This window comes from Variovorax sp. WDL1, assembly GCF_001541225.1.
Classification (GTDB): domain Bacteria; phylum Pseudomonadota; class Gammaproteobacteria; order Burkholderiales; family Burkholderiaceae_C; genus Variovorax.
In genome coordinates, this window is record NZ_LMTS01000158.1 from 202,035 (window position 1) to 214,210 (window position 12,176).

Annotated in this window: 13 protein-coding genes; 9 read left to right on the forward strand and 4 right to left on the reverse strand. The window is 68.1% G+C overall.

Annotated elements, in window-relative coordinates:
• The 8 genes from APY03_RS21550 to tolA form a co-directional block, all read left to right on the forward strand.
• On the forward strand, positions 1-884 hold an 884-nt coding region (locus tag APY03_RS21550), incomplete at its 5' end, for a 3,4-dihydroxy-2-butanone-4-phosphate synthase (RefSeq protein WP_232324366.1).
• A gap of 28 nt (positions 885-912) precedes the next feature.
• Entirely contained in the window at positions 913-1,383 is a 471-nt protein-coding gene (gene ribH, locus APY03_RS21555) for a 6,7-dimethyl-8-ribityllumazine synthase (RefSeq protein ID WP_068679847.1), read from the forward strand.
• A 12-nt stretch (positions 1,384-1,395) separates the two neighbouring features.
• On the forward strand, positions 1,396-1,929 hold the full coding sequence (gene nusB, locus APY03_RS21560) for a transcription antitermination factor NusB (protein WP_068679848.1): 534 nt from the start codon (positions 1,396-1,398) through the stop codon (positions 1,927-1,929).
• A complete protein-coding gene (locus APY03_RS21565) occupies positions 1,926-3,125 on the forward strand; it encodes a pyridoxal phosphate-dependent aminotransferase (protein WP_068679850.1) in 1,200 nt (399 codons plus the stop codon). The genes nusB and APY03_RS21565 overlap by 4 nt, the downstream gene beginning before the upstream one ends.
• Positions 3,122-3,586: a YbgC/FadM family acyl-CoA thioesterase gene (locus APY03_RS21570; protein ID WP_068679853.1), complete on the forward strand. Its 465-nt coding sequence runs from the start codon at positions 3,122-3,124 to the stop codon at positions 3,584-3,586. The genes APY03_RS21565 and APY03_RS21570 overlap by 4 nt, the downstream gene beginning before the upstream one ends.
• Positions 3,583-4,299 carry a protein TolQ gene (gene tolQ, locus APY03_RS21575; RefSeq protein ID WP_068679855.1) on the forward strand — a complete coding sequence of 239 codons (717 nt, stop codon included), beginning with the start codon at positions 3,583-3,585 and terminating at the stop codon, positions 4,297-4,299. Before APY03_RS21570 ends, tolQ begins: the two co-directional genes overlap by 4 nt.
• A gap of 28 nt (positions 4,300-4,327) precedes the next feature.
• Positions 4,328-4,765 (forward strand): ExbD/TolR family protein, encoded by a 438-nt coding sequence (locus APY03_RS21580; RefSeq protein WP_068679857.1) that lies wholly within the window; start codon positions 4,328-4,330, stop codon positions 4,763-4,765.
• Positions 4,766-4,768: 3 nt separating this feature from the next.
• Entirely contained in the window at positions 4,769-5,740 is a 972-nt protein-coding gene (gene tolA, locus APY03_RS21585; protein WP_068679859.1) for a cell envelope integrity protein TolA, read from the forward strand.
• A gap of 82 nt (positions 5,741-5,822) precedes the next feature.
• On the opposite strand, the gene dnaE is transcribed toward tolA, so the two are convergent.
• Positions 5,823-9,323: a DNA polymerase III subunit alpha gene (gene dnaE / locus APY03_RS21590; RefSeq protein WP_068679861.1), complete on the reverse strand. Its 3,501-nt coding sequence runs from the start codon at positions 9,321-9,323 to the stop codon at positions 5,823-5,825.
• A gap of 63 nt (positions 9,324-9,386) precedes the next feature.
• On the opposite strand from dnaE, the gene APY03_RS21595 reads away from it, so the two are divergent.
• Positions 9,387-10,172, forward strand: coding sequence for a sulfurtransferase (locus APY03_RS21595; protein ID WP_068679863.1), 786 nt, complete (start codon positions 9,387-9,389; stop codon positions 10,170-10,172).
• Between the two features lie 29 nt (positions 10,173-10,201).
• Here APY03_RS21595 and APY03_RS21600 read toward each other — a convergent pair whose 3' ends face one another.
• The 3 genes from APY03_RS21600 to APY03_RS44290 form a co-directional block, all read right to left on the reverse strand.
• Positions 10,202-11,119, reverse strand: a complete 918-nt coding sequence (locus APY03_RS21600) for a pirin family protein (RefSeq protein WP_068679865.1) — start codon at positions 11,117-11,119, stop codon at positions 10,202-10,204.
• A gap of 171 nt (positions 11,120-11,290) precedes the next feature.
• On the reverse strand, positions 11,291-11,842 hold the full coding sequence (locus APY03_RS21605) for a flavodoxin family protein (protein WP_068679867.1): 552 nt from the start codon (positions 11,840-11,842) through the stop codon (positions 11,291-11,293).
• A 35-nt stretch (positions 11,843-11,877) separates the two neighbouring features.
• Positions 11,878-12,176: DoxX family protein (locus APY03_RS44290; RefSeq protein ID WP_232324367.1), on the reverse strand; the 299-nt coding region annotated here is incomplete at its 5' end.

A 12,176-nucleotide genomic window follows, 5' to 3' on the forward strand; every position in this document is an offset into this window, starting at 1 on the left:
GCAACGGCGCCAAGCATTCGACTGCCTTCACCGTCTCGATCGAGGCGGCCGAGGGCGTCACCACCGGCATCTCGGCCGCCGACCGCGCGCGCACGGTGCAGGCTGCCGTCGCGCCCAACGCGGTCGCCGCCGACCTGGTCCAGCCCGGCCACATCTTCCCGCTGCAGGCTGTTGACGGCGGCGTTCTGATGCGCGCCGGTCATACCGAGGCCGGCTGCGACCTCGCCGCCATGGCCGGCTGCTCGCCGGCTTCCGTGATCTGCGAGGTCATGAACGAGGACGGCACGATGGCGCGCCTGCCCGACCTGCAGCTCTTCGCGGCCGAGCACGGGCTCAAGATCGGCACCATCGCCGCGCTCATCGAGCACCGCAGCCGCACCGAATCCCTGGTCGAGAAGATCGGCTGCCGCGAGATCCACACCGCCTGGGGCTGGTTCACCGCCCATGCCTTCCGCGACAAGCCCAGCAGGGGCGTGCACCTGGCGCTGGTACGCGGCAAGTGGGATGCGGTCGACACGGTGGACGTGCGCGTGCACGAGCCGCTCTCGGTGCTGGACGCACTGGAAGTCAACCGCTCGCTGCACTCCTGGAGCCTCGATGCCAGCCTGGCCCACATCGCGGCCGAGGGCAAGGGCGTCGCCGTGCTGCTCAACTGCGGCGAGACCGGCGCCGAGCTGCTCTCGCAATTCGACGGCACGGCGCGGCCGGCGCAGGCGCCCGAGCGCGGCCGCATGGACCTGCGCAGCTACGGCATCGGCGCACAGATCCTGCGCGAGTGCGGCGTGCATCGAATGAACCTCCTGGGCACGCCGCGCCGCATGCCCAGCATGGCGGCAGGCTACGGCCTGGAAATCGCCGGCTACCTCAGCAAGGACGAACAATGACCCACAACCCGGGAAGGCAGGAAGACTGATGCAGGACGCGAACAAGGGCGGCGCCGTCGCACTCGACGGCAAGGGGCTGCGCATCGGCATCGTGCAGGCACGCTTCAACGAGGACATCACGGACGCACTGGCGAAGGCCTGCCTCGGCGAGCTCGAGCAGCTGGGGGTGGCGGCCGAGGACATCGACCGTGTGAGCGTACCGGGCGCGCTCGAAGTGCCTCTCGCGCTGCAGGCCCTGGCCGAGCGCAATCGCTACCACGCGCTGGTCGCGCTGGGCTGCATCATTCGTGGGGAAACCTACCACTTCGAGCTGGTGGCCAACGAGTCCGGCGCCGGCGTGAGCCGCGTCGCGCTCGACTATCGCATTCCGGTCGCCAACGCCATCCTCACCACCGAGAACCTCGAACAGGCACTCGCCCGCCAGACCGACAAGGGCCGCGACGCGGCGCGCGTGGCGGTCGAGATGGCGCGGCTGATCGGGGCTGCCAACAGGCCCTGAACCCTCTCTTCCATGACCGACGACACCAAGACCAGCGGCCAGCGGCCGCGCCAGTCGCGCCCGGGGCTCACCAGCACCGGCGCGCGCAAGGCCTCCGCCAAATCGACCCGCAGCCGCGCACGCGAGTTCGCGCTGCAGGCGCTCTACCAGCACCTGGTGGGGCGCAACGATGCGACGTCCATCGACCAATTCACGCGCGACCTGGCCGGCTTCCACAAGGCGGACGCAGCACACTACGACGCCCTGCTGCACGGTGCCATTGCCTCAGCGCAAGAGCTCGATGCGCTGATCGTGCCCCTGCTCGACCGCAAGCTGGAGGAGATCTCCCCCATCGAGCATGCGGTCATGTGGATCGGCGTCTACGAATTCCAGAACTGCCTCGACGTCCCCTGGCGCGTGGTGCTCAACGAGTGCATCGAGCTGGCCAAGGAATTCGGCGGCACCGACGGCCACAAGTACGTGAACGCGGTGCTCAACGGGCTCGCGCCGCAGCTGCGCCCCGCCGAAGTGGAAGCTGATCGCGCGAGCGGCAAGGCCAGGCCATGAGGATTTCCAGTCGCGCCGAGCGCATCGAGCCCTTCTACGTGATGGAGGTCGCCAAGGCGGCTTCCGCGCTGGCACGCGAGGTTGCGCACACCGATCGGCCGATGATCTTCCTCAACATCGGCGAGCCCGACTTCACCGCGCCACCGCCGGTCCAGGAAGCCGCCCTGCGCGCCGTGCGCGCCGGCGCCACCCAGTACACCCACGCGACCGGCCTCGAGGTGCTGCGCGAGCGCATCAGCGGTTGGTACCGCGAGCGCTTCGGCGTCGACGTGCCGGCGCACCGCATCGTGGTCACGGCCGGTGCCTCGGCCGCGCTTCAGCTGGCCTGCTTGACGCTGATCGAGTCCGGCGACGAGATCCTGATGCCCGATCCCAGCTATCCCTGCAACCGCCACTTCGTGAGCGCTGCCGAAGGCCGTGCGGTGCTGATCCCGACCACGGCCGAGGAGCGCTTCCAGCTCAGCGCGGCCAAAGTCGAGGCCGCCTGGACAAAGCGCACGCGCGGCGTGCTGCTGGCCTCGCCCTCCAACCCCACCGGCACTTCGATCGAGCCGGGCGAGCTGCGCCGCATCCACGAGGTGGTGACCCGGCGCGGCGGCATCACACTGATCGACGAGATCTATCTCGGCCTCTCTTACGACGACACCTTCGGCCAGAGCGCCCTCGGCATCGACGACCAGATCATCAGCATCAACAGCTTCAGCAAGTACTTCAGCATGACCGGCTGGCGCCTGGGCTGGCTGGTGGTGCCCGAAGCGCTGGTGCCGGTGGTCGAGCGTCTGGCGCAGAACCTCTTCATCTGCGCGAGCACCGTCTCGCAGCACGCAGCCCTGGCCTGCTTCGAGCCCGCGAGCATCGCGGAGTACGAGCGCCGCCGCGCCGAGTTCAAGGCGCGGCGCGACTGGTTCATCCCGCAGCTCGAGGCGCTGGGCTTCCGGGTGCCGGTGGTGCCTGACGGCGCCTTCTACGCATGGGCCGACTGCTCCGCATTCGGCGAGCGCCTGGGCATCGCCAACAGCTGGGACTTCGCCTTCGAGGCGATGAAGAAGGCGCATCTGGCCATTACGCCCGGCCGTGACTTCGGCACGGACCAGACCGCCCGCTTCGTCCGCTTCTCGACGGCCAGCTCGATGGAACACCTAGAGGAATCGGTGGAGCGCCTGCGGGCCTGGGCGGGCACCGCCGTTCCCGCATGAGCTTTTCGTTTCCCATCCGCGTCTACTGGGAGGACACCGATGCCGGCGGGATCGTGTTCTACGCCAACTACCTCAAGTACATGGAGCGCGCCCGCACCGAGTGGCTGCGCTCGCTGGGCATCGCGCAGCGCGCGCTGCGCGAGCAGACCGGCGGGATCTTCGTGGTCAGCGAGACCCAGCTCAAGTACCACGGGCCGGCCCGGCTCGACGATGAGCTGCTCGTCACCGCCGAGCTGCGCCAGATCGGCTCCGCGTCCCTGATAATCGGCCAGCGCGTGCTGGCCCGGCCCGCACACGCCCCCGCCGCCGATCCGACGGCCGATGCCCCGGTGCTATGCGAAGGCACGATCCGCATCGGCTGGGTCCACGCCGACACGCTGCGGCCCGCGCGCATCCCCGCGCTGGTTTCGGGAACCCTTGCGCGCTATGCGGGCTCCATGTCTCAACCTCAGAAGCCATGAATCAAGACCTCTCGATCCTTTCCCTCCTGCTGCATGCCAGCCTTCCGGTGCAGCTCGTCGTGCTGCTCCTGATCGTGGTGTCGATCGCCAGCTGGGCGGCCATCTTCCGCAAGTACTTCTCGCTCAAGCGCACGCGCTCGCTCAACGACGACTTCGAGCGCGAGTTCTGGTCCGGCACGAGCCTGAACGAGCTGTTCTCCTCGGCGGCCCAGCACGCGAAGTTCGCAGGCCCTATGGAGCGCATCTTCGCCTCCGGCATGCGCGAGTACCAGAAGCTGCGCGAGCGCCATGTGTCCGACGCCGGCACGCTGCTCGACGGCGCGCGCCGCGCGATGCGCGCGAGCTTCCAGCGCGAACTCGACGCGGTCGAGCAGAACCTCTCCTTCCTCGCCACCGTCGGATCAGTCTCGCCCTATGTCGGCCTGTTCGGCACGGTGTGGGGGATCATGCATGCCTTCACCGGTCTCGCGGCGCTGGCGCAGGTCACGCTCTCCACCGTGGCGCCCGGCATCGCCGAGGCGCTGGTCGCCACCGCCATCGGCCTGTTCGCCGCCATCCCGGCCGTGGTCGCCTACAACCGCTTCGCCCGCGAGATCGACAAGATCGCGATCGGCCTGGAGACCTTCATCGAGGAGTTCTCGAACATCCTGCAGCGCAACCTGACCGCCCACGTCGTCAATCCGTCCCAGATGGGCCCGGCCACGGTTCGCTGACAGACAGCCAGACAGCGGAGAAATCACCATGCCAGCCATGTCCTCCCGCGGCCGCGGCCGCCGAACGATCAACGAGATCAACATGGTCCCGTTCATCGACGTCATGCTGGTGCTGCTGATCATCTTCATGGTCACGGCGCCGCTGATCACACCGAGCGTGATCAACCTGCCCACGGTCGACCGCGCAAACAAGCAGCCCGATCGGCCGGTGGAAATCGTGATCAAGAGCGACGACGAGGTCCAGATCAAGAAGGACCCCTCCACCGGCACCGGCGCACTCTCGATCCCGATGACCCAGATCGGCAGCGCCGCGCGCACGGCGCAGAGCGGCGATGCGCAGCGCCCGGTGGTGATCAGCGCCGACAAGTCGGTCAAGTACGAGACCGTCGTCAAGGCGATGAACCAGCTCAAGGCCAGCGGCATCGAGCGCGTCGGCCTCTCGGTCCAGACCACGGGCGCCAAGTAAGCCATGTCATTGGCCGCAGACCGCCCCGAGTTCGCGCCGCCGCCGCAGCGCGGGACCTTTCGTGCAGTGTTGCTGGCGCTGATCGCACATGCGCTGCTCATCATTGCGCTGACCTGGGGCGTGAGCTGGCGGCGCGAGGCAGAGAACGACGCGGTCGAGGCCGAGCTGTGGTCCTCGACCATCCAGCAGGCGGCGCCGCGCGCCGTCGCGCCGACCCCGCCGGCACCTGCCCCGGCCCCCACGCCGGCACCGCCGCCACCCCCTCCTCCGCCGCCGCCGCCCCAGGCGGCGAGGCCACCGGAACCCGCGCCCCCGCCACCCAAGCAGCCCGATATCGCCCTCGAGCGCGAGAAGAAGCTCAAGGAGCAGAAGGAGCGCGAGCGCGAAGAAGAAGTGGCCCGGCAACAGCAGCAGAAGAAGCTCGAGGCCGCCCGCAAGGCCGCGCAGGAAAAGAAGGAACAGGAAGCGAAGGAGCGCGAGCGCGAGCGCGCCGAGGAAGAGGCCGAGCGCAAGAAGGAGCAGCAGCAGAAGCTGGCCGAGGCGAAGAAGAAGCAGGAAGCCGAGGCCGCCGCCAAGAAGAAGGAAGCCGAAGCCAAGGCCGCTGCCCAGGCCGCGGCCGACCGTGCGGCCACCCTCAAGCGCATGCAGGCCATGGCCGGCACCGGTGGCGAAGGCAACGCCGCGCGCTCCTCGGGTCCCTCTGGCAGCTACGGCGGCAAGGTCGCCGCGGCGGTGCGGCCCAATGTGGTGTTTCCGGAAGCGGAGCTGGTCAGCGGCAACCCGGGCGCCGAGTTCGATGTCCGCCTCGCGCCGGACGGCACCATCGTCGGCACGCCGGCGCTTGTCAAGACCAGCGGCCTGCCGCACTGGGATGAAGCCGCCCTCCGAGCGCTGCAGAAGACCGAGAAGCTGCCGCGCGACGTCGATGGCACGGTACCGCCGCGCCTGACCGTCGTCCTGCGACCGAAGCGCTGATACGGTTCAGCAGAGCCGGCTTGCATGGCGGGCGTTGGGCCCGTCGAAAGCTTCCGGAAGCGGCCATCCGGACCCGAGGGCCCTATTCGTACACGATCGCAGCCTTGCCCGCCTCGGCCTGCGCCATCCAGCTCGCCAGCGCCGCGTCGGTCGGGAAGAACTTCGCCCGCTCGCCCAGCTGCAGCTCCACCTGCGCGCCGCCGCGCGCCATCGACAGGCGCACGCCCAGGCCCTGCAGCAGCTCGCCGTGCTCGCTCTGCTCGGTGCGCGGCGGGAACTCGCGCACCAGCCGCGCGATGTCCGGCGCCTTGCCGTTGACCGCCACGCGCAGGAACTTGCCGAAGCGGCAGCGCGCCGTGGCGAGGTCCCACACCTGCTGCACCTGGAAGCGCGCCTCGAAGCCGCCGCGGCCGGGCTGCAGGCGCCCGCTCACGATCACCAGCTCGTCGTCCTTCAGCGTGTTGCGGTTGTTGTTGATCAGCGCCTCGTCGGCCGTGGCCTCGATGGAAGCGGACTTGTCGTCCAGCTTGAAGATCGCGAGCCGGCCGCGCTGGCCATTGATCACGCGCATGTCGCTCACGATGCCGGCGATGACCTGCTGCTCGCGGCTGTCGATCAGGTCGTCGATCTCGCGCTTGCAGAAGCGCCGCACCTCGTGCGCCACCTCGTCGAACAGGTGGCCAGACAAGTAGAAACCGATGGCCGTCTTCTCCAGCGTCAGCCGCTCCTTCACGCCCCACGGCGTGGCGTCGACCAGCTCGGGCTCCTGCGTGGCAGAGCCGTGCTCGCACTCGCCGAAGATGTCGGCCTGCGCGGCATTGGCCTCCGTGGCCGCTGCGAACTCGAAGGCACGATCGATCGAGGCGACCAGCGCCGCGCGGTTCTGCTGCAGCGCATCGAAGGCGCCGGCCTTGATCAGCGCCTCCACCGTGCGCTTGTTGATGCGCTGGCGATCCACCCGCACGCAAAAATCGAACAGGCTCTTGAAGGGACCGCCCTCCTCCCGTGCCCGCACCACCGCTTCCACCGCGAGCTGGCCGGTGCCCTTGACGGCACCGAGACCGTAGCGGATCACCTTGTCGGTGACCGGCTCGAAACGGTAGTTGCCGCGGTTCACGTCCGGCGGCTCGAAGGTCATGCCGAAGTTCTTCTGCGCGTCCTCGAACAACACCTTGAGCTTGTCGGTGTCGTCCATTTCCACGGTCATGTTGGCGCAGAAGAACTCGGCCGTGTAGTGGACCTTGAGCCAGCCCGTGTGATAGGCCAGCAGCGAGTAGGCGGCCGCATGCGACTTGTTGAAGCCGTAGCCCGCGAACTTCTCCATCAAGTCGAAGATCTCGTCGGCCTTTTCCTCGCTGATGCCGTTCTTGGCCGCACCGGCGCGGAAGGTCAGCCGGTGCTCGGCCATCTCCTCGGCCTTCTTCTTGCCCATCGCACGGCGCAGCAGGTCGGCGCCGCCGAGCGAGTAGCCGCCCAGGATCTGCGCGGTCTGCATCACCTGCTCCTGGTAGACCATGATCCCGTAGGTCTCCGAAAGCATCTCTTCCACCAGCGGATGCGGATATTCAACCGGCTCGCGGCCGTGCTTGCGCGCGACGAAGCTGGGGATCAGGTCCATCGGGCCCGGGCGGTACAGCGCGTTCAGCGCGATCAGGTCCTCCAGCCGGGTCGGCCGCGCGTCCTTCAGCATGCCCTGCATGCCGCGCGATTCGAACTGGAACACCGCCTCGGTCTTGCCTTCGGAGAAGAGCCTGTAGGTGGCCGCGTCGTCCAGCCGGATGTTCTCGTAGGCGAAGTTCTCCTGGCCCTTGTGGCGCTTGACGATGAACTCCTTGGCGATCTCCAGGATGGTCAGCGTCGCCAGGCCCAGGAAGTCGAACTTCACCAGGCCGATGGCCTCCACGTCGTCCTTGTCGTACTGGCTCACGGCCGAGTCGCTGCCGGGCTGCTGGTAGAGCGGGCAGAAGTCGGTCAGCTTGCCCGGCGCGATCAGCACGCCGCCGGCGTGCATGCCGATGTTGCGCGTCATGCCCTCGAGCTTCTGCGCGAGTTCGACCAGCATGCGGACTTCTTCCTCCTTCTCGATGCGCGCCGCGAGCTGCGGCTCCATCTCGATCGCGTAGTTGTTCTTGTCGCCCTCCACCTTCGGCACGGGCGGGTACTGCAGCGTGACCGACATGCCCGGCTTGTTCGGGATCAGCTTGCTGATGCCGTCGCAGAAGGTGTAGCTCATGTCCAGCACGCGGCCCACGTCGCGGATGGCGGCGCGCGCGGCCATGGTGCCGAAGGTCGCGATCTGGCTCACGGCGTCACGGCCGTACTTGTCCTTCACATAGTCGATCACCCGGTCGCGGTTGCTCTGGCAGAAGTCGATGTCGAAGTCGGGCATCGACACGCGCTCGGGGTTCAGGAAGCGCTCGAACAGCAGCTTGTATTCGAGCGGGTCCAGGTCGGTGATCTTCAGCGCATAGGCCACCAGCGAGCCGGCGCCCGAGCCCCGGCCCGGACCCACGGGGCAGCCGTTCTTCTTGGCCCAGTTGATGAAGTCGCCCACGATCAGGAAGTAGCCCGGGAAGCCCATCTTGAGGATGGTGTTGATCTCGAACTCCAGCCGCTCGACGTAGCGGGGCCGTTCGGCATCGCGCTTCGCTGCATCGGGGTACAGGTGCGCGAGGCGTTCCTCCAGGCCCTCGAAGGAGGCATGGCGGAAGTACTCCTCGATCGGCATGCCGTTGGGCGTCGGGAAGTCGGGCAGCCGTGGCTTGCCCAGCGTCAGCGTGAGGTTGCAGCGCTTGGCGATCTCCACCGTGTTGGCGATCGCACTCGGCACGTCGGCGAAGAGCGCCTCCATCTCGGCCGCCGACTTGAAGTACTGCTGTTGGGTGAAGCGGCGCACGCGGCGCGCATTGCCGAGGATCTCGCCCTCGGAAATGCACACGCGTGCCTCGTGCGCCTCGAAGTCCTCGGCGGTCGCGAACTGCACCGGATGGGTCGCGACCACCGGCAGGTTCAGGCGCGCGGCCAATTGCACCGCGGCCACCACATGCGGCTCGTCCTCCGGGCGGCCGGCACGCTGCAGCTCGATGTAGAAGCGGTGCGGGAACAGGCCCGCGAGCTGCAGCGCAACCTCGACCGCGCGCTCGGCCTGGCCCTGCAGCAGCGGCGCCCCCAGCGGGCCGGCCTGCGCGCCCGACAGCGCGATCAGGCCGCCCTGCAGCTCCTCGAGCCATGCCAGCTTGCACGCCGCTTGCGCCTGGCCCCGGCCCACGTTCTGGGTCCAGGCGCGCGCCAGCAGCTCGGACAGGTGCAGGTAGCCTTCCATGTTCTGCACCAGCAGGACGATGCGCGTCAGCGCGCCGGGCTCGGCCCCCAGGCCATCGACGAAGATCTCCGCGCCCAGCACAGGCTTGACGCCCTTGCCGCGGGCTTCCTTGTAGAACTTGACGCCGCCGAAGATGTTGTTGAGGTCGGTGATCGCCAGCGCGGGCTGCTTGTCGGCGGCGGCGGCCTTGACGGCTTCGTCGATGCGGTTGGTGCCGTCGACGACGGAGAACTCGGTGTGCAGGCGCAGGTGAACGAACATGGGCTCGATTGTAGAAAGCCCCCCTTCCACCCTGTGAGTTGGCGATCCCTACAATCCGCCCCCGTGCAAGAGATTTTGAATATCGCGGCCTACAAGTTCGTGGCCATCGAGGACGGCGAGACCCTGCGCGAGGTGCTGCGCGCGCGCACCCATTCGCTCGCGCTCAAGGGCACCATCCTCCTGGCGCCCGAAGGCATCAACCTGTTCGTCGCGGGTGAAACGGCCGCGGTGGAGTCCTTCCTCGACGGCCTGCGTGCCGATGCGCGCTTCGCCGATCTCGAAATCAAGAGGAGCTGGTCCGCGGCGCAGCCCTTCCGGCGCATGCTGGTCAAGCGCAAGCGCGAGATCATCCGCATGGACCATCCCGCCATCCAGCCCGCCGCTGGCCGTGCCCCGAGTGTCGATGCGCCCACGCTGAAGCGCTGGCTAGACCAGGGCCACGACGACGCGGGCAAGCCGATCGCGTTGCTCGACACGCGCAATGCCTTCGAGGTGGACCACGGCACCTTCGAGGGCGCGATCGACTGGCGCATCCGCAAGTTCACCGAATTCCCGAAGGCCTTGCGCACGCACCGCGAGCAGCTGGCAGGCAAGACGGTGGTGAGCTTCTGCACCGGCGGCATCCGCTGCGAGAAGGCCGCGATCCTGATGCACGAGGAAGGCCTGCACGACGTGCTGCAGCTCGAGGGCGGCATCCTCAAGTACTTCGAGCAGGTGGGCGGCGCGCACTACCGCGGCGAGTGCTTCGTGTTCGACGGCCGCGAGGCGCTGGCGCCGGATCTGAGCGCGCGCTCGAATCGGGCGAGTGCGCGGGCGGCGGAGGATCCGGACCTGGCGATCAAGGGCTGAGAAGCGCGTACAGCCCGCCTTTACAGCATTTAAACAGGCGTCGTCTTCACGTCCGGCTCCGGCCCCTGCACCCGGAACGGATGCCCCGGCAGCGGAATGAACTCGGTTTCGCCGGGCACCTGGCCCATGCGCTGCGCGGCCCAGGCGTCGCCCGCCTCGAGGATGCGCTCGCGGCGGCTGGAGACGAAGTTCCAGGTGATGTAGCGCGGGCCATCGAGCGGCTCGCCACCGATGATCACGATGCGCACCGCATCGTCGGATTCGAGAACGCCGCCCTGGCCGTCCGGCAGGGTCGCCATCTGGTACTGCCCGACCGCCGCGCCGTCGAGCCGGATCGCGCCGTCAATTGCATAGACCGCCATTTCATCGGCCAGTGCGGGCAGCTCGACGCGTGCGCCGGCCGGCAAGGCCAGGTCGAGGTAGAGCGTCTTCGAATAGGTCTTGACCGGCGAGCGCACGCCGAAGGCCTCGCCCACCAGCACGCGCACTGCCACGCCCTGCACCTCGACGGCCGGGATCTGGTCGGCCGCGGTGTGCGAGAAGCTGGGCTCGACCTCCTCGAAGGCCTGCGGCAGCGCGGCCCAGAGCTGCAGGCCGTGGTTGACGTAGGTGGCATCGAGCAGCGACTCGGGCTTGCGTTCGGAGTGCACGATGCCGCGGCCGGCCGTCATCCAGTTGATCGCGCCGGGACGGATCTCCTGCACTACGCCCAGGCTGTCGCGGTGCATCATCGCGCCCTCGAACAGATACGTGACCGTGGCCAGCCCGATGTGCGGATGAGGCCGCACGTCGTGCTCGTTGCCCGGGGTCTCGGTGGCCGGGCCGAAGTGGTCGAAGAACACGAAAGGGCCGACCGATCGCCGCTTGGCGGCGGGCAGCAGGCGGCGGACTTTGAAGCCTCCGCCCAGGTCCTTGTCGTGCGGTTGGAGCAGCAGTGCTTCGCTCATCGTAAGTTCTCCGTCAAATGTCGAGAAGGGTTCGAGAGTCCAAGCCCTCGCGCCACACTGCAGTGGCACGAAGGTCGGGGAACACCGCGGAACCGGCTCTGCCGGGCCGCTGGTGTTGCCCCCGGCGAGGGGGTGGGCGGCCACACGAAGTGGGCCAACCTGGGGGCGTGCCTATTGTCGGGATGTTGCCACCTCGGCCACGTGCTCGCCAAATGCGATGGCGGTGTCCAGGTCGCCCTTGGCCATTTCCGCCGGGCTGGCATCGGTCGGCGAGGTGGTCAGGAGGCCGCCGTAGCCGCCGACGTAGTTGATCGAATCGCGCCGCGCCGCCTTGTCATTGCTTGGCTTGATGCCGATGGGCACCCACAGACCGCCATGCTGGCTGGCCAGGTGCCACAGGTAGGTCAGCGTGGCGCCCTTGTCGCCGCTCATCGCGGCGCTGTTGGTGAAGCCGGCGAAGAGCTTGTTCTTCCAGCCCTGGACGAACCAGACCTTGGAAGAGGCATCTGCGAACTTCTTGAACTGCCAGCTCACGCCGCCCATGTAGGTGGGCGAGCCCATGATGATCGCGTCGGCCGCGGCGAGCAGATCCCAGCCCTCGGACGGCAGGTTGCCGTCGGCGTCGATCTGCAGCAGCCGGGCCTCCGCGCCATCGGCCACTGCCTGCGCGACGCGCTGCGTGTGGCCGTACCCCGAATGAAAAACAACAACGATGTCGGTCATGCGGGATTATTGGCGATCGAGGCCTCAGCCCCTCTTCAGCGCTTGTCGATGCTGAAGCGGCCGGCACCGTAGGCCGCGAACGCCAGCAGGCCGCCTGCCACCGCGATGTTCTTGAAGAACATCAGCTGGTTCACGAAGGCCTTGTCGGCCGGCATGCCCCAGTAGTTGTGGAAGAAGAAGCTGGCTGCGACGGTGAAAACGGCGAGCACGACGGCAGCGATGCGCGTCTTGTAGCCGACGAGGAACATCAGGCCGACGCCGAGCTCCACGACGATCGCGATCACCGCGCCCAGTTGCGGCAGCGGCAGCCCGACCGAGCCGATGTAGCCGACGA